The following is a 17,742-nucleotide window of genomic DNA, read 5'->3' as shown; positions in this document are numbered from 1 at the left end:
GGAAATCAAGTGGCTGAGTATTCAAATCCGAATGCCCATGCTGCACGTGAAGTAGAGGAAAGGCGGCAGCAGGAAGAACAGCACATCTATGACCAATGGCGGGCGACTCGCCAGCAGCAGGCGTCCCAGCAGGACGGCTCTTTATATACGCAGTCGTCCCAGCAGGGCGTCGCCACATACGCCAACTACTACACTCAGCCGGATCCGGCGCAAACGGTGGCGACTTCCTCTTACCAGCAGCAGTCGTCCCAGCAGGACATTGCCGCGTATGCCGGCTACTACGGTCAGTCGGATCCGGCGCAAGCGGTGGCGACTTCCTCTCAGGAGCAACAGGCGTCCCAGCAGGACATCCCTGCGCATCTCGCTTACCAGGAGTCGTTGAGAGCGGGCCGTTGGGAAGACGCGGAGCGATGGAAGCAGAAATGGGAGCAGGATTACGCCGAGCAGGAGGCGACCTCCTCTCACCAGCAGCAGTCGTCCCAGCAGGATGTTGCCGCGTATGCCGGCTACTACGGTCAGACAGATCAGGCGCAACCGGTGGCGACCTCCAGCAACCAGGAGAAGTCCAGCCACAAGGAAAAGTCCAGCGACAAACGGCCGTCGAAGCGCCGGCGTTGACGAGCCGCCCTTCAGAACTCCTCTGAAGGGCGGCCCAGAACCGGGCCGCACCTCACCGGGACGGTGGCCCTCCCGGCGCAGCGGTCGGCGGGAGGGGGCGGCTTCTCAGGCGAAGGGGTCTCCGGGGGCGCGGGCTCAGGCCTGGGCCGGTTCCACCGGGACGCCCATGACCTCGCGGGCGTGGCGGCTCGGGACCATGCCAAGCCGCCAGGCCTGCCAGCCGTCCTCCAGCGCTACTCCGCGCTCCAGCATCACCGTGAACGTCTCCAGGCAGTCGTCCAGCTTGCCGTCGCGCGAGGGGTGCCGCGACGCCACCAGCTCGGTCAGTTCCTGCTCCGCCACCACGGACCCGACCTCGACGCCGCCCGCGGAGCCGTACGGCAGCAGCGTGCAGCGCAGGAAGCGGGCCCAGTCGGCGCCGCGGTCGTCGCCGTACGAGGTGAACAGCGCCGCCGCCTCGTCGCACAGCGCCAGCGCCTGGGCCGCCTTGCTGTTGCCCGCGTCGATGATCGCCAGTTCCAGACAGGTCCACGCCTCGCCGTGCGCGACGCCGATCCGGCGGAAGTCCGCGCGGGCGTCGACGAGAAGCTGCCTGGCGAAGCCGGAGTTGCGGAGATTGCCGGTCTGCGCGGCCCGCTGGTCGCGGGTCGCCCGGCCCGAGTGGTGGCGGGCGCAGGCCAGCCCGTACACGTCGCGCATCCGGGAGAACATCGAGCGCGCGCGCTCCAGTTCGCGTACCGCCTGCGCGGCGTCGCCGCACTCCTCCAGCGCCTGGCCCAGGTAGTACAGCGTCCACGCCTCGCCGCGCGCGTCCTCGTTGTCCCGGTGCCGCGAGAGCGCCTGGCGGAACTGGTCCGCCGCCGACTCCGGTTCGCCGTCCACCAGCCGGGCCCTGGCCAGCTGCGTCAGTGCCCAGGCCTCGCCGCGGCCGTCGCGGGTGCGGCCGTACAGATCCATCGCCTGGCCCAACTCCCGCTCGGCGCGCGGCACGTCGCCCAACCGCAGACAGACCTGCCCGAGCTGGAAGTGCGTCCACGCCTCGCCGTGCAGCGACTCCCCCTCGCGGTGCAGGACCAGCGCCGTCGACAGCAGTGCGATCGCCTCCGTGAGATTCGCCCGGTCGCGCTCGACGGCCGCCAGCGCGTGCAGCGTCCAGGCGCGGTCGGCGCCGAGCTCCGCCGGGGCCTGGAGCTCCAGCGCCTCGCGCAGCTTCGCCGACGCCCCGGTGAGATTGCCCTGGTGGTGCAGCGTGATGCCCAGCGAGCAGAGCGCGCGGGCGGCGCCCGCGTCGTGGTGCGCCTCGCGGTAGAGGTCGACCACCGACGTCAGGGTCGTCTGGGCCTTGTCCAGCTCGCCGAGCTGCCGGGCCGCGATACCGGTACGCCACTGCACCGACCGGATCAGCAGCCCCTGGTCGACCGCCTGCGCCAACTCGCTGATCTCACCGAGCCGGTAGAGGTCCCCGCGCAGCAGGCAGTAGTCGCAGAGCGCGCCCAGCAGGCTCAGCACGGCCGCCTGGTCGACACCCTCCGCGTGCCGCAGCGCCGCGGTGATGAAGCTCGACTCGTCGTCCAGCCAGCGCAGGGCGGCGTCGAGCGAGGAGAAACCGTGGCCGCCGAACTGGTCGGCGCGCGTCGACGTCTTGCCGTCGACCAGCCGGATCACGGAGTCGGCGAGCTCCGAGTAGTTCTGGATGAGGCGCTCCTGCGCGGCAGTGCGGTCGGCCGCCTCCTCCTCGTCCAGCAGCCGGGCCAGCGCGAAGTTCCGTACGACGTCGTGGAGCCGGTAGCGGCTGGCCCGCACATGGTCGATCAGGCCCGCGCGGGACAGCACGGTCAGCAGCCGCTCCGCCTCCTGCTCGTCCGTGGCGAGCAGCGCGGCGGCCGCCGCCGCGCCGAGCGAGGCGCGCCCGGCCAGCGCGAGACGCCGCAGCAGCCTGCGTGCCTGGTCGCTCTGGTCGCTGTAGCGCAGCCACATCGCGCGCTCGGCCGGGTCGACCGGGCCGTACGCCTCCAGATCCGTGGCCAGTTGCTGCGACGTACGCGAACCGAGCGACGAGCCCGCGATACGCAGCGCCAGCGGCAGCCCGCCGCACAGCTCACCGACCCTGTCGATGCTCTGCGCGTCGTACGGGCCGCCCTGGGGCTCTTCGCCGACGGCACGCAGCAACTCCTCGCAGCCCGCGCCGTCCAGCGCCTCCAGCGGCAGCTGGTGCACCCACGCCGGGGTGTCCGCCGGCAGCTCCACCGGCTGACGGGACGTCACCAGCAGGAGACTGTCGGACCGTTCGGGCAGCAGCGTGCGGATCTGTTCCGCGTCGGAGGCGTCGTCCAGCACGATTGTCACCGGCAGCCCGGTCAGATGCTGGTGGTACAGCTCGCTCAGCCGCCGTACCTGCTGCTCGGGCGACGACCGCTCACGGAACAGCAGTTGCTCACGCGGCGCGCCGAGCCGGTTCAGCAGATGCAGCAGCGCGTCCCTGGTCGACAGCGGCCCCTGGCCCGCGCCGCCGCCCCGCAGGTCCACCACGCACGCACCGCGGAACTGGTCCCTGAGCTGGTGCGCCGCCCGCACGGCGAGCGTGGTGCGGCCCGAGCCCGGCGCGCCGTACAGCACGACGACGGTCGGCCTGGTCTCCGTCGACGCGCGGGCCGCGTGCACCCAGCGCGCGATCTGGCCGATCTCCTCGCGCCGGCCCGCGAACGGGCCGTCGGGCGCCGGGAGATGACCGAAGGACTGCTCCAGGACGCTGCGCCGGCGGGCGGCGGCACTGCGGTCGGAACCGCGCAACTGCGGTACGACGGTGGGTTTCTTGGTGGTCCGCCGGGTCGCCTGGGTCAGGACCCGCTGCTGGTCCAGATACGGGCGGATGCCCCGTACCTCCAGCGCCGTCAGCCACTGAAGCCTCAACTGCTCGACGTTCCCCGCCTGTTCGGCGGCCCCGGCGCGGCCCGAAGAGCGGCCCGCGGAGGCCACGTTGGCGACGGCGGTCGCCGTACCGACGACCGCGACGATCACGCCCGTCCCGACCGCTGTCCCGGTACCGGTGCCGAGCCCGACATCGGCGACGGCGGCGGAGGCGGCGGCAACGCCCGCCACCAGCAGGGGCGTTCGCAGCGCGCCCCCGCCCAGCCGGTCGGACATGGTCCGCCGTTCGGCGTCGGCCCGGCCGAGCGCCGCCTCGTACAGCGCGTATTCGTCGGCCGCGGCCTCCGCGATCGAGTCCAGCGCGCCCCGCCCGCGCGCCAGAAGAACATTGCCGTCGATCCGACCGCCGGAGCGCCGCACCTCCTCCTCGACGGCGCGAACCAACAACCTCTCGGCCTCGGCGCGATGGCTGTCCCGCATATGTCTCCCCCTCCGAGAGCATCCCGGTACTTCGGCGTGCCCCGGCCCAGTGTCCTGCGCGGGGCGCGCGAGCGCGAGGCGGCGGGCCGTGCCCGCGGCGGCCGGTGCCGTCGCTCCGCGCCGGGTGCCAACGCGCGTCACTCCTGCGTATGTGTGTCCGTACGTCTTGCCCGCGCACCGCCTCTTTACGCGCGCGGCGGAAAGAGCCCGGCCGGTGGTCCGCCGCGTGGCCGGGGGAGGGGCCCGGCGCGGGCCTGCAACATGCTGCCGCGCCTTGTCGCTGCGGCGCCTTACGCATCGCGCGTAGATGTGCCATCTTGTCTGCATGACCGGCCGCGCCGTGCGCGCGAGGCTCAATTGACGCCGTATCAGGGCGAGTTGGGTGTTCGTGCTGGACGGTGCGGCCGGCCATGCTACGCGCGTAGTTGACCTCCCCGTCCCCCACCGAAGAGGAAATTACAGTGAACAAGGTCCTCAGAGGCACCGCGATCGGCGCCTCCGCCCTCGCCCTGGCCTTCTTCTCGTCCCCCGCACTCGCGCAGGCCGCGCCCGCCGACACCAAGGCCCCCGCCGGCGCGCTCGCCAAGCTCAGCCACGCCACCGCCGCCGCGCAGCTCGGCAACGCCGGCATCGGCATCCGGTCCAGCGGCGGCTGTTCGGACCGTAACAACCCGACCTGTACCTCCCTCGACCAGGTCAACTCCGCGACGATCCAGGGCGCGATCACCCTCAAGGGCGCCACCGGCTGCGCCATGACCGTCACCGGCGGCACGGAGACCGGCCACGCGTCGGGCACCTACAGCCACTGGAACGGCTACAAGCTCGACTTCGCCATGTCGAGCTGCCTGACCAACTACATCACCGGCACGTTCACCTCCATCGGCGGCAGCAAGTGGCAGTCGGCCTCCGGGAACATCTACTACAACGAGGTCAACCACTGGGACGTGACCTACCACAACTGCGGCGGCTGCTGACCGGCCCCACTCGCTGACCGGAAACTCGCAGGGCGCACCCTCGCACACGGGGGTGAGGGCGTGTCCTGCGGATTCTGTCAGCGCCTGTCCCGCGCGACGCGGAACGCCAGGACGGCGATGTCGTCGTCGGCCCTGCCCGACGGGGGGAGCAGCGCGGTGACGAGGCCGGTGAGGGACAGGCCGGGGCGGCGCAGACCGGTGGCGCGGTCGGCGAGGTGCCGCATGCCGTCGGAGATGTCGGTGCCGGGTGCCTCCACCAGGCCGTCCGTGTAGAACAGCAGGGTGTCGCCGTCCGTGAGGGTGTGCTGCCGGTCATGGCGCCGCACCTCCGGTGCGACACACAGGGGCGGGTCGGGGGATACGGCCTCGTTCAGATAGTGGGCCGGTCCGGCGGCGGGGATCAGCAGGGGCGGCGGGTGGCCCGCGTTGGACAGGGTGACGTTCCAGCGGTGGTCGTCGGCCGGCCGGAGCACGGCGTGCAGGGCGGTGATGAGCGCGGCGGTGCTGACGCCGAGGGCCACATGGTCCAGTCGGCTGAGCGTTCGCGCGGGGCTGCCCGGACCGTCGGTGTAGGCGAACGCCCGCAGCATGCTGCTGGCTTTCGTCATCTCCGTGGCCGCGTCGAGGTCGTGGCCGGCGACATCGCCGATGGAGAGGGTGACAGTGCCGTCGGGCATGACGATCGCGTCGTACCAGTCGCCTCCGATCTCCGCCGTCGTGCTGGCGGGCTGGTAGACGGCGGCCAGCTCGGCGCCGTCCACGTGTGGCGGCGTGATCAGGAAGGACCGCTGAAGGACCAGGGCGGTGTCGCGGACGCTCTGGAGTTCCAGGGTGCGCCGCAGCGGTTCCTGGACACGGTGGAGGACTTCTTCGAGCAGGCCGAGTTCCGCGTCGTCGGGCGGCGGGTTGCCGCGGCAGGTGGCGGCCGAGGCCAGGGCCACTGTCCGGCCGTCGACGACGACGGGCACGATCGCCAGGCTGGTGGCCTCCGCCTGGGCCAGCCATTCGGCCGACCTGCCGGAGATCAGGTCCCGCGGCGGGTCGCCCGGAGGGAAGGTGAGCAGCTTCGTCCGGCCGCTGCCGATCACCTTCTTCGCCGCGGTCCCGAGCACGAAGTCGTCCCTCGCCGCGGGAAGTGGCGGGAGGCCGGGGGCGAGCACGCTCCGTGCTCTGGTGGCGTGCGCGGTTCCGGCTCCGGGGGCCGATCGGGTGGGGTCGGTCTGCCGCAGCTGGAAGACGACGAAGGCGTCCGCGAGATCGGGCACCACGGCGGAGGCGGTGGCGGCGAAGGCCTCGGACAGGTCGTGCGCGGACGTCACGGCCGACGCGCGCTCCAGCAGCCGGTCCCGGGTCCGCACGCGCCACTGGTCCTCGGCATCGGTCACGGTGCCGATCCATTCGCGGACTTTCCCCTCGCGCAGGACGGGGACGGCGACGATCTTGATGTGCCGGTAGCGTACGGGGTCCCCTTCCTGCCGTACCCGTACGACGGCGTCGAGAAGTGCCTCCCCGCGGGCTGTGGCCTCCCACCGCTCGCCGAACCAGACACGGTCCTTCGGATGGATGGCGTCCATCCACGAGACGTTTGTCCCCCCGGGGTGCCACAGACCGCCGCCGGTGTCGCCGAGGCGGCCGACGAGGGCGGAGATCCCGCCGTCCGGGGTCATGAGCCAGACGACCTGCGGGACGGCGGAGAGCAGGGCTTCGTAGCGCGCGAGGTCCCCGCCGCCGTCCGCCGGGTCGTGCCGGCGGACGGTGGTGGCATCCGCCGGTCCGTCCGGGACCCTTGTCGCGAGCAGCAGGACGGCTGCCCCGTGCCGGGAGTCCACGGGCAGGCAGCTCACCACCCAGGTGCGCCGCGCGGACGGCTCGTCGGGCCCGGGGGCCTCGATGAGGACCGCCGACGGGTCGGAGCCGGCCCGATCCAGCGCGCGGAGCACGGGGCGCAGCCCCGGTCCGCTCAGGGCGACGCCCGCCTCCTGACCGGGACGCCAGAAGTCGAACAGCTCCCGGAAGGACCGATTGTGCTGCATCAGCCGATGCCGGGGGCCGGTGACCAGGGCAGCACCGACGGCGGCCTCTTCGAGGCTCTCGATCTCGAACATCCGGCCGCCTTCCTGATCGTCGGCTGCCCCATGACGATGTTCCCCCGGGACGGGGAAACGGGCATGCGCTGATCGCGGCGCCAGGTGTGTCGGCGCCCGTGACGGACCTCGCCCGTGACGGGCCTTGTCCGTGACGGACCTCGAAAGGGGTCAGGTGACGATGGAGTGGGAGGCCATGTCCTCCAGGGTCCACTCCTCGACTTCGACAAGGTGGATCGCCGCCGCCTCCCGCGCGCCGGAGACGTCACGGGCGGCCATCGCGTCCAGGATCTCCAGGTGCCGCCGGGTGGATCCGGCGAGGCGGTGCGGTCCGGTGGCCCCGAGGACGCGCAGCCAGTAGACGAAGGGCTCGACCGACTCCCGGGCGACGATCAGCCGGGTGTTGCCGGTGGCCTCGATGATCTCGCGGTGCAGCCGGGTGTCGCTGGCGAAGAACGGTTCGTAGTCGCCCCGTTCGGCGGCGCGCATCGCCTCGACGGCCTCCTCGCGCAGATCCGTGATCCGCTCGACGGGCATCGTCTCGGCGGCGACACCGGTGGCGAGCCATTCGAGGGCCTTCCGCAGCTGGCACACCTCGTGCACGTCCTGGCGCGAGGGCCGGGTGACGAAGGTGCCGGAGCGGGGACGGGTCTCCACGAGGCGGTCGTGCTCCAGGCGCACCAGCGTGTCACGCACCGGGGTGCGTGACACGCCGAACTCGGCGGCGATGGCCTGCGGGTCGATCCGGGAGCCCGGTGCGTACACCCCACTGGTGATCCGCTCGCAGAGGATCGAATAGAGCTGTTCGGAGATCGACTCCACGACCAGGGAGTTGCTCCCGGGACGGCCGCGGGCGGACGTGGTGGCCATGGTCCTCTCTCTCCCCGGGAAACGGGCTCGCTGCTCACTCGCTGCTCAGTCGATCAGGTTAGCCGCTCGCAGTGCGGCCCTGATGCGGTCGCGTTCGGCCTCGGTGGCGGGCTTGAAGGGCCTGCGGGGCAGTCCCGGGGAGCGGCCGAGCAGCTCCAGGGCGGCCTTGAGTGTCGCGGGCAGGTTCGGGGCGTCGATGGCCCGCCAGACCGTGAGGATGCGCTCGTGGAGTTCGAGGGCCTTGGTGTGGTCCCCGGCCTGCACGGCGTCCCACAGCTCGACGCTGAGCCGGGGAGTGACGGTCGGGATGGCGGCGAGCGCGCCGTGCGCGCCCATCACGAACGCCGGGTAGTGCAGGTCGTCCAGGGCGGCGAGCACCGTGAAGCGGTCGCGCAGCCGGTGCAGCAGATCGGCCAGGAGATGGATGTCGCCGCCCGACTGCTTGACGGCGACGACCTGCGGCACGTCGCGCAGCAGCTCGATGGTGTCCACCGGGACCAGGGCCCACGGGACGACGTTGTAGAGCACGATCGGCAGGTCCGTCGCCTCGCCGAGCTCGCGGTAGTGCGCGACCGTCTCCTCGGGGGAGGGCGCGAAGACGTAGTGGACGGGGGTGATCTGGAGCGCGTCGACCCCGGCCGCCTTCAGGGCGAGCGAGTAGCGCTTGGCCTGGGCGGTCGAGTTCTGGATGACGCCCCCGATGACCGGGACCCGGCCGGCGACCTCGTCGACGACGACCTCGCAGATCGCGACGCTCTCCTCCAGCGAGAGCGTCTGGCCCTCACCGGTGCTGCCGCAGGCGCAGATGGCCGTCACACCCTGGGCGAGCAGGTACTTCACCTCGCCGCGCAGCAGGTCGAGATCGACCTCGTCGGCCGCGTCGAACGGCGTGACCACGGTGGAGATCATGCCGCCGAGCTGTATGTCCTTCACGTGTCCTCCAGAGGTATTGCCGCACCCATTGCCGCACCCAGGCTCTGAATGTAATGTCTGATGCATCAGATATTAACACGCGGTCCCGTCAGGAGTACCGTCGCTTTCCGGACAAGGCTGCCCTCGCACGCGGCAGCGACGGAGCCGACCGCGTCGTCCGAGCCGCCATCGCAATGGAGCGAGCATGCCCGAACCGGCCTCCACCCCCGAAACGCGGGCGTCCCTGCGCAGAGTCGTCACCGCAAGCGCGCTGGGCACCACGGTCGAGTACTACGACTTCACCCTCTACGCGACGACCGCGGCATTGGTCTTCGACGATGTCTTCTTCCCCGACGCGTCCCCTCTGGTCGGCACCCTGGCCGCCTTCGCCACGTACTTCGTCGGCTACGCGGCCCGCCCGCTCGGAGGGATCATCTTCGGCCACTTCGGTGACCGCATCGGACGCAAGAACGTCCTCATCACCACCATGCTGATGATGGGGCTCGGCACCTTCGCGATCGGCCTGCTGCCCTCGTACGACAGCATCGGAATCGCCGCTCCCCTCCTGCTCGTCCTCATCCGCCTGATCCAGGGCCTGGGCATGGGCGGCGAGTACGGCGGCGGCGTCCTCATGGCCCTGGAGTACAGCCCGCCGTCCCGCCAGGGCTTCTTCACCTCACTGGTGCACATCGGAACCCCGGCCGGGGTCCTGATCCCGGTAGGTCTGGTGACCGTCCTGGACAGCACACTTCCCGCGGGCTCCTACGACTCCTGGGCCTGGCGGCTGCCCTTCCTGGTCAGCATCCTGCTCGTCGGTGTCGGCGTCTGGATACGGCTGCACGTCACCGAGAGCCCCGAGTTCGTCAAGATGCGGCAGGACCGCGAGGTCCAGAGCCTGCCGGTGCGCGAGGTCTTCACCCGGCGCACGCGGACGGTGGTCCTCTCCGTGCTCGCCAAGATCGCCGAGAGCGGTCTGTTCAACATCTACTACGTGGTGGCGATCACCTACGTCACCACCGAACTCGACCTGCCCAAGGGGCCGGTGCTGCTGGCCGTCCTCATCGCCTGCGCCGTCGAGTGCCTCACGCTGCCGGTCTTCGGAGCCCTGTCCGACCGCATCGGCCGGCGCAAGGTGTACGTCGCGGGCGCGCTCTTCCAGGCCGTCCTCGCGCTGCCCTTCTTCCTGCTGATCGAGACCGGCGAGTTCTGGGCGTACACCCTCGGCATGACCCTCGGGCTCGGTATCGGACACGGCGCGATGTACGGAGCCCAGGGCGCCCTCTTCTCCAACCTCTATCCGGTCAATGTCCGCTACACCGGGCTCTCCGTCACCCAGCAGATCGGCGCCACCCTCGGCGGCGGGCTCTCCCCGCTCATCGGCACGGCGCTGCTGTCCGTCGGCGACGGCCACTGGTCCTGGCTGATCGCCTACTGCGTGGGTGTGGCCGTCGTCTCCGGCCTCGCCGCCACCCGGCTCCGGCAGGGCGAGGCGTACGCCGCCCCCGAAGCGGTGACCGCCGAGCGCCGACCCGGGAGCACCGGGACACCCGGGAGCGCCGGGAATCCGGAGACACCCGGGAACCCGGAGAGGACCCAGGTCTCGTGAACAGGCTCTTCCTGCCCTCCGACCACGCCGTCGAGCAGGCCCTGACCGGCCTGGTGCTGTCCCACCCCGGCCTGCTGCGGCTCAACGAGGACCCGCTGTACGTCGCCGCCAGACAGCGGCACCCCGCCCGGCGCGTGGGTCTCGTCTCCGGCGGCGGCTCCGGCCACGAACCCCTGCACACCGGCTTCGTCGGCTCCGGCCTGCTGGACGCCGCCGTACCGGGACGCGTCTTCGCCTCCCCGCACAACCGCCAGGTCCTGGCGGCGTCCAGGGACGCCGCCGGCCAGGACGGCGTGCTCCACATCGTCAAGAACTACACCGGCGACCGCATCAACTTCGGCATCGCGGCCGAGCGCCTGCGCGCCGACGGCATCCCCGTACGCCGGGTCCTCGTGGACGACGACCTCGCCACCGAGAGCGACGAGACAGCGACGGGACGACGGGGCACGGGCGCCACCGTGCTGGTCGAAAAGCTGCTGGGCGGAGCGGCCGACACAGGGCTGGGCCTGGACGAACTCGCGTCACTGGGCGCGGAGTTCGCACTGGCCTCCCGCAGTGTCGCGGTCGCGTCCCGGGCCCAGACGTCGTTCTCGCGCGGCGGGGAAGCCTTCGAACTCCCGGACGGGACACTGGAGTACGGCGTCGGCATCCACGGCGAACGCGCGGTGTCCACCCTGGAACACCCCGGATTCGAGCCGCTCGTCGACCGGATGACCCGGCAACTGCTCGACGCCCTGCCGCCGGCCACCGGCTCCGTACTGCTGCTCGTCAACGGCCTCGGCGCGACGACCCTGCTGGAACTCCAGGCGATCCACGCCCGGGTGTCGGGTCTGCTGAAGCGGGGCGGTCCGGACGTGGCCGGGCGGATCGTCGGCACGTTCGTCCCCGCCCTCGACATGAGCGGCTTCTCCCTCACCCTCACCGCGCTGCGCGACGACTGGCACGCGTACTGGCACGCCCCCGCCCACACCCCGGCCTTTCCCACGACGGAGCCGCCCCGATGACCACCGACGCCCTGTCCGTCCTGACCGCCTTCGCCCAGGCGGCCCGCACCGCGCATCCGGCCCTCACCACCCTCGACCAGCTCTCCGGCGACGGCGACTTCGGCGACAACCTCCGCGAAGGGCTCGGCCTCGTCGCCGCCGCGCTGGCGGACCGGCCCGCCGAACCGCCCTTCGCCGTGGCCGCGGCCGTCTTCCTCGACGAGGTGGGCGGAACCAGCGGCCCGCTGCTGGGGCTGCTGTTCCAGGAGCTCGCCCGCGCCCATGCCGCCCATCCCGACGACGGACAGGAGGCCTGGCGGACGGGCGTCCGGGAAGGACTGGCCGCCATCCAGCGGGTCGGCGAGGCCGAACCCGGCGACCGGACCCTGGTCGACACCCTCGCCCCGGCCCGGGACGCCCTGGAAGCGGACGCCGGCCCGAGGGAGGTGGCCGATGCGGCGCTGGCGGGAGCCCGCGCCACCGCGGGCCTGCGCGCCCGACGGGGCCGTGCCTCCTACGTCGGGGAGCGGGCCATCGGCTCGCCGGACCCCGGCGCGCTGGGCATCGCGCTGCTGTTCTGGTGCCGTGCCCGGGTGGCGGGGGACGCGCCGGGCGAGCTGGCCGACCACCTGCCGGACACGGACGCCCTGCGGCGTTGAGTGAACGCCCAGCGGTGTAGGTAAGGATGGGGGCATGCCCAACCGACTCGCGCATGCCACGTCTCCGTACCTTCTCCAGCACGCGGACAACCCCGTCGACTGGTGGCCCTGGGAGCCCGGGGCCTTCGAGGAGGCCCGCCGGCGCGATGTGCCCGTCTTCCTGAGCGTGGGCTACAGCGCCTGTCACTGGTGCCATGTACTCGCCCACGAGAGCTTCGAGAACGAGGCGACGGCGGCATACATGAACGAGCACTTCGTCAACATCAAGGTGGACCGCGAGGAGCGCCCCGACGTGGACGCCGTCTACATGGAGGCGGTGCAGGCGGCGACCGGCCAGGGCGGGTGGCCGATGTCCGTCTTCCTCGACGCGGAGGGTCAGCCCTTCTACTTCGGTACGTACTTCCCGCCCGTGCCCCGGCACGGCATGCCGTCCTTCCGGCAGGTGCTCGAAGGCGTCAACTCCGCCTGGACCGACCGGCGTGAGGAGGTCGGCGAGGTCGCGGGACGGATCGTGGGAGAGCTCGCGGGCCGCTCCCTCGCCCACGGCGGCGGGGGCACCCCCGGCGAGGAGGAGTCGGCCCAGGCGCTGCTCGCGCTGACGCGGGACTACGACGAGAAGCACGGCGGGTTCGGTGGCGCGCCCAAGTTCCCGGCGAGCATGGTCGTGGAGTTCCTGCTCCGCCACCACGCCCGTACGGGGGCCGAGGGCGCGCTCCAGATGGCGGCGGACACCTGCGAGGCGATGGCGCGCGGCGGGATCTACGACCAGCTCGGCGGCGGGTTCGCCCGCTACTCGGTGGACCGCGAGTGGGTGGTCCCGCACTTCGAGAAGATGCTCTACGACAACGCGCTCCTGTGCCGCACCTACGCCCGGCTGTGGCGTGCCACCGGGTCCGATCTGGCGCGGCGCGTTGCGGTGGAGACCGCCGACTTCATGGTGCGTGAACTGCGCACCGCCGAGGGCGGGTTCGCCTCCGCGCTCGACGCGGACAGCGAGGACGGCAGCGGGAAGCATGTCGAGGGCGCGTACTACGTGTGGACTCCCGCGCAGCTCAGGGACGTACTCGGCGAGGCGGACGCGGAGTTCGCCGCGCGGTACTTCGGCGTGACCGAGGCGGGGACCTTCGAGGAAGGGGCCTCGGTGCTCCAACTCCCGCAGGGTGAGGGGGTGGTGGACGCGGCGCGGATCGAGTCCGTGCGGAGGCGGCTCGTTGAGGCGCGGGACACCAGGCCCCGGCCGGAGCGGGACGACAAGGTCGTGGCCGCCTGGAACGGGCTGGCGATCGCCGCGCTCGCCGAGAGCGGCGCGTACTTCGAGCGGCCGGATCTCGTCGAGCGCGCGACCGAGGCCGCCGATCTGCTCGTGCGCGTGCACATGGACGAGACACGGCGCCTGGCCCGTACCTCCAAGGACGGCCGGGTCGGCGCCAACGCCGGGGTCCTGGAGGACTACGGCGATGTCGCCGAGGGCTTCCTGGCGCTGGCCGGGGTGACCGGTGAGGGTGTGTGGCTGGACTTCGCGGGGTTCCTGCTCGACACCGTCCTGGACCAATTCGTCGGTGAGGGCGGGGTGTTGTACGACACGGCACACGACGCCGAGCCGCTGATCCGCAGGCCCCAGGACCCGACGGACAACGCCACGCCGTCCGGCTGGACATCGGCCGCGGGCGCCCTGCTCTCGTACGCCGCGCACACGGGCTCCGAGGCCCACCGCACCGCCGCCGAGGGAGCTCTCGGGGTCGTGAAGGCGCTGGGACCGCGTGCGCCGCGCTTCATCGGGTGGGGTCTGGCCGTCGCCGAGGCGCTGCTCGACGGGCCGCACGAGGTCGCGGTGGTGGGCCCGCGCGGCGACGCGGCGACGGCCGAGCTGCACCGTACGGCGCTGCTGGGTACGGCGCCGGGAGCGGTCGTCGCGGTGGGGGAGCCGGCCGGCGACCAACAGGCGGACGGGGAGGCGGAGTTCCCGCTGCTGGCGGACAGGCCGCTGGTGGCCGGCCGGGCCGCGGCGTACGTCTGCCGGGGTTTCGTGTGCTCCGCCCCGACGACGGAAGTCGACGTGCTGAAGGAGCAGTTGACCGTACGGGTGTAGCGCACCTACAGCGCGAGCCCGCCTTTGAGTGAGTTGAGTGCCCGGTCGATGAGCGCGGCCAGATCGTCCTTCTGGCCGTGCTCGGCCCAGTAGACCGTCACCTCGCGCAGCACCGCCACCACGGAAGCGGTGAAGATCCGCACCTCCAGATCGCCGGTCTCACGCCCCGTACGGTCCGCGACCGCGCGGCTCAGCAGGAGCGAGGTCTCCGCCATCGTCTCGGTCATCCTGGCCCGTACGGCGGGGATCTCCAGCATCACCTTGCCGCGCCGGCGCATCTCGTCGGGCTGCTCCGCGAGGATCGTCTCCACGGCCTGCTTAAGCACGGCCCGCATTGACTCCAGCGGTGGCTCACCGGCCGGCCGGGCGCGGATCGCCGCCTCCATGACCGGGTCGAACTCGTCGGTGAGGACGATGTCTTCCTTCGTCGGGAAGTAGCGGAAGACCGTGGAGGGGGAGACCTCGGCCGCCGCCGCGATCTGCTCGACGGTGGTCGCCTCGTAGCCCTGCTCGGCGACGAGCCGGTACGTCGCTTCGCGGATCGTGGCGCGGGTCTTCAGCTTCTTGCGTTCGCGCAGACCCAGTCGGGACCGCTGCTCGTCGGGTGGGGGAGACGCGGAGGCGGACATGCGGATCATTGTCGGGCATCGAGGCCACCGGCGTCGCGCCATGCGTCCTCGTGAGTGTTTCCATCAAATGGCAGTAACTCTCAAAAGCAGGTCCACGTCAGGAGTGCTGGGACGCCACCAGTGAGATCCCGACGTAGTGCACGACGAACGCGGCGAGCGTGAGTGAGTGGAAGACCTCGTGGAAGCCGAACCAGCGCGGGGAGGGGTTGGGGCGCTTGAGCCCGTAGATCACGCCGCCCGCGCTGTAGAGCAGTCCGCCCGTGACGATCAGGACGAGGACGACGATCCCGCCCGTACGCAGGAAGTCGGGCAGGAAGAAGACGGCCGCCCAGCCCATGGCGATGTAGCAGGGGGTGTAGAGCCAGCGCGGGGCACCGACCCAGAAGACCCGGAAGGCGATGCCGCCCGCGGCGGCGACCCAGACCGCCCAGAGCAGGGTGCGGCCGGTCGATTCGGGCAGCAGCAGCATGGTCAGCGGGGTGTAGGTGCCCGCGATGATCAGAAAGATATTGGCGTGATCCAGCCGTCTGAGTATGGCCTCGCCCCGCGGGCCCCAATTGCCGCGGTGGTACACGCCGCTGACCCCGAACAGCAGGCAGGCCGTGGCGGCGAAGATCGCGCAGGCGAACCGCGCCCTTGTGGTGTCGGCCATGGCGATCAGCGCGATGCCCGCGATCAGTACGGCCGGGAACATTCCCATGTGCAGCCAGCCGCGCATCATCGGCTTGACCGGAGTCGGCAGCTGGATCTCGGTCGGTCCCCCTTCGGGTTGCGGGGGGTTCGCGAGCGAGTCGGACGCGGGAGAAGTCATGTGTTCATGCTACCTACGGAACCGTAGGTAGCAGATGGGGATGGCCGCTTACCCGCCCCCCGTGCCGGCCGTACCTGAAGGGGAGATGGAGTGGTGATGCTCACGTGTGCGGCCCTCTGGACAGATGGGCGCGGGAGTCGGATGATCAAATGAGTGCGGTCGGCACCGGATGAGCGGCAACGAAGCGTCCGGGTCGTAGCCCCCACGGGGCATATACCTGTAAACCCTCATCAAGGAGCAACCGTGGCGCGCGACGCAGAGCTTTCCGGCGGAGACCCCCTCAATCCCGAGGCCCAGGCCGATCCGCGGGCCGGCCGGACCCGTCACCAGGAGCTGCTCTCCTGGGTCGACGAGATCGCGGCTCTGACCCAGCCGGACCAGGTGGTCTGGTGCGACGGCTCGGAGGCCGAGTACGAACGCCTCTGCGAAGAGCTCGTGGCGAAGGGCACGTTCACGAAGCTCGACCCGGTCAAGCGTCCCAACTCGTACTACGCGGCGTCCGACCCCACCGACGTGGCGCGCGTCGAGGACCGCACCTTCATCTGCTCGGAGCGCGAGGAGGACGCGGGCCCCACGAACAAGTGGAAGGCCCCGGCGGAGATGCGCTCCATCTTCACCGGCGAGCAGGGCGTCTTCCGCGGCTCGATGCGCGGCCGGACCATGTACGTCGTCCCGTTCTGCATGGGGCCGGTCGGCTCACCGCTCTCCGCGATCGGCGTCGAGATCACCGACTCCGCCTATGTCGCGGTCTCCATGCGCACCATGACGCGCATGGGGCGGGCCGTCCTCGACGAACTCGGCGACGACGGCTTCTTCGTGAAGGCCGTCCACAGCCTCGGCGCGCCGCTCGCCGATGGCCAGGCCGACGTGCCGTGGCCCTGCAACACCACCAAGTACATCTCGCACTTCCCCGAGGACCGCGAGATCTGGTCGTACGGCTCCGGATACGGCGGCAACGCGCTGCTGGGCAAGAAGTGTTACGCGCTGCGCATCGCCTCCGTCATGGCACGTGACGAGGGCTGGCTCGCCGAGCACATGCTGATCCTGAAGCTCACGCCGCCGCGCGGAGAGTCCAAGTACGTTGCCGCCGCCTTCCCTTCGGCCTGCGGCAAGACCAACCTCGCGATGCTGGAGCCCACCATCTCCGGCTGGACCGTCGAGACGATCGGCGACGACATCGCGTGGATGCGGTTCGGCGAGGACGGCAGGCTGTACGCGATCAACCCGGAGGCGGGCTTCTTCGGTGTCGCGCCCGGCACCGGTGAACACACCAACGCCAATGCCATGAAGACGATGTGGGGCAACTCCGTCTTCACGAACGTCGCGCTCACCGACGACGGCGACGTGTGGTGGGAGGGCATGACCGAGGAGCCGCCCGCGCATCTCACGGACTGGAAGGGCAACGACTGGACCCCGGAGTCCGGGACCCCCGCCGCCCACCCCAACGCCCGCTTCACCGTGCCCGCCGGCCAGTGCCCGATCATCGCGCCCGAGTGGGAGGACCCCAAGGGCGTCCCGATCTCGGCGATCCTCTTCGGCGGGCGGCGTGCCTCCGCCGTACCGCTGGTGACGGAGTCGTTCAACTGGCAGCACGGCGTCTTCCTCGGCGCGAACGTCGCCTCCGAGAAGACCGCCGCCGCCGAGGGCAAGGTGGGCGAGCTGCGCCGCGACCCGTTCGCGATGCTGCCGTTCTGCGGCTACAACATGGGCGACTACATGGCCCACTGGGTCAAGATCGGCGCCACGGCCACGGAGAAGGGCGACGAGTCCAAGCTCCCGAAGATCTACTACGTCAACTGGTTCCGCAAGAACGAGGCGGGGAAGTTCGTCTGGCCCGGCTTCGGCGAGAACAGCCGCGTACTGAAATGGATCGTGGAGCGCCTGGAGGGCAAGGGCGAGGGCGTCGAGTCCCCGATCGGCGTCCTCCCGGCGAAGGGCGCCCTGGACACCGAGGGCCTGGGCCTCTCGGACGCGGACCTGGACTTCCTGCTCACGGTCGACAAGGAGGTCTGGCGCGACGAGGCATCCCTGGTCCCTGACCACCTGAACACCTTCGGTACGCACACGCCGCCGGAGCTGTGGGACGAGTACCACGCGCTGGTGAACCGCCTGTCCTGATCCCCGCGCGCCCCGTCGGCGGGGCGCCCCTGACCACCCTC

The 17,742-nt window shown here is 71.2% G+C and carries 13 protein-coding genes; 7 read left to right on the top strand and 6 right to left on the bottom strand.

All coding sequences use genetic code 11. From position 1 onward, the window contains the following. Positions 1-9 precede the first annotated feature (9 nt). Positions 10-618, top strand: coding sequence for a hypothetical protein (locus ACFWV8_RS10475; RefSeq protein WP_384199561.1), 609 nt, complete (start codon positions 10-12; stop codon positions 616-618). Between the two features lie 135 nt (positions 619-753). On the opposite strand, the gene ACFWV8_RS10470 is transcribed toward ACFWV8_RS10475, so the two are convergent. Further along, the gene (locus ACFWV8_RS10470) at positions 754-3,966 is read right to left on the bottom strand and encodes a tetratricopeptide repeat protein (protein WP_384199559.1); all 3,213 of its coding nucleotides are present in this window, start codon (positions 3,964-3,966) and stop codon (positions 754-756) included. Positions 3,967-4,421: 455 nt separating this feature from the next. Between ACFWV8_RS10470 and ACFWV8_RS10465 the strand changes: the two genes are divergently transcribed. Beyond that, the gene (locus tag ACFWV8_RS10465; protein ID WP_384199635.1) at positions 4,422-4,940 is read left to right on the top strand and encodes a hypothetical protein; all 519 of its coding nucleotides are present in this window, start codon (positions 4,422-4,424) and stop codon (positions 4,938-4,940) included. Between the two features lie 77 nt (positions 4,941-5,017). Here the strand turns inward: ACFWV8_RS10465 and ACFWV8_RS10460 are convergent, their stop codons facing one another. The 3 genes from ACFWV8_RS10460 to ACFWV8_RS10450 form a co-directional block, all read right to left on the bottom strand. Next, a complete protein-coding gene (locus ACFWV8_RS10460; RefSeq protein WP_384199557.1) occupies positions 5,018-7,045 on the bottom strand; it encodes a SpoIIE family protein phosphatase in 2,028 nt (675 codons plus the stop codon). 150 nt (positions 7,046-7,195) lie between these two features. After that, entirely contained in the window at positions 7,196-7,894 is a 699-nt protein-coding gene (locus tag ACFWV8_RS10455; RefSeq protein ID WP_384199555.1) for a GntR family transcriptional regulator, read from the bottom strand. Positions 7,895-7,939: 45 nt separating this feature from the next. Beyond that, positions 7,940-8,827 carry a dihydrodipicolinate synthase family protein gene (locus tag ACFWV8_RS10450; protein ID WP_384199553.1) on the bottom strand — a complete coding sequence of 296 codons (888 nt, stop codon included), beginning with the start codon at positions 8,825-8,827 and terminating at the stop codon, positions 7,940-7,942. 184 nt (positions 8,828-9,011) lie between these two features. Between ACFWV8_RS10450 and ACFWV8_RS10445 the strand changes: the two genes are divergently transcribed. From ACFWV8_RS10445 to ACFWV8_RS10430, 4 genes are read left to right on the top strand one after another with little or no spacing between them, the layout of a single operon-like run. After that, positions 9,012-10,412, top strand: coding sequence for an MFS transporter (locus tag ACFWV8_RS10445; RefSeq protein ID WP_384199551.1), 1,401 nt, complete (start codon positions 9,012-9,014; stop codon positions 10,410-10,412). Next, entirely contained in the window at positions 10,409-11,416 is a 1,008-nt protein-coding gene (locus ACFWV8_RS10440; protein ID WP_384199549.1) for a dihydroxyacetone kinase subunit DhaK, read from the top strand. Before ACFWV8_RS10445 ends, ACFWV8_RS10440 begins: the two co-directional genes overlap by 4 nt. Beyond that, the gene (locus ACFWV8_RS10435) at positions 11,413-12,054 is read left to right on the top strand and encodes a DAK2 domain-containing protein (RefSeq protein ID WP_384199547.1); all 642 of its coding nucleotides are present in this window, start codon (positions 11,413-11,415) and stop codon (positions 12,052-12,054) included. The genes ACFWV8_RS10440 and ACFWV8_RS10435 overlap by 4 nt, the downstream gene beginning before the upstream one ends. A gap of 34 nt (positions 12,055-12,088) precedes the next feature. Continuing rightward, positions 12,089-14,143, top strand: coding sequence for a thioredoxin domain-containing protein (locus tag ACFWV8_RS10430; RefSeq protein ID WP_384199545.1), 2,055 nt, complete (start codon positions 12,089-12,091; stop codon positions 14,141-14,143). Positions 14,144-14,148: 5 nt separating this feature from the next. On the opposite strand, the gene ACFWV8_RS10425 is transcribed toward ACFWV8_RS10430, so the two are convergent. Together ACFWV8_RS10425 and ACFWV8_RS10420 are read right to left on the bottom strand one after the other, a co-directional pair. Continuing rightward, positions 14,149-14,772 (bottom strand): TetR/AcrR family transcriptional regulator, encoded by a 624-nt coding sequence (locus ACFWV8_RS10425; RefSeq protein ID WP_384199543.1) that lies wholly within the window; start codon positions 14,770-14,772, stop codon positions 14,149-14,151. A 97-nt stretch (positions 14,773-14,869) separates the two neighbouring features. Next, complete coding sequence (locus ACFWV8_RS10420) at positions 14,870-15,493, bottom strand: hemolysin III family protein (protein WP_384199633.1); 624 nt, start codon at positions 15,491-15,493, stop codon at positions 14,870-14,872. Between the two features lie 333 nt (positions 15,494-15,826). On the opposite strand from ACFWV8_RS10420, the gene ACFWV8_RS10415 reads away from it, so the two are divergent. Then, a complete protein-coding gene (locus tag ACFWV8_RS10415) occupies positions 15,827-17,701 on the top strand; it encodes a phosphoenolpyruvate carboxykinase (GTP) (protein ID WP_384199541.1) in 1,875 nt (624 codons plus the stop codon). The last annotated feature ends 41 nt before the right edge of the window (positions 17,702-17,742 follow it).

It is taken from the genome of Streptomyces sp. NPDC058665, from assembly GCF_042714995.1.
Lineage (GTDB): Bacteria > Actinomycetota > Actinomycetes > Streptomycetales > Streptomycetaceae > Streptomyces.
The sequence above is the reverse complement of the archived record's forward strand: the minus strand, read 5'-3'. Positions and strand labels throughout refer to the sequence as shown.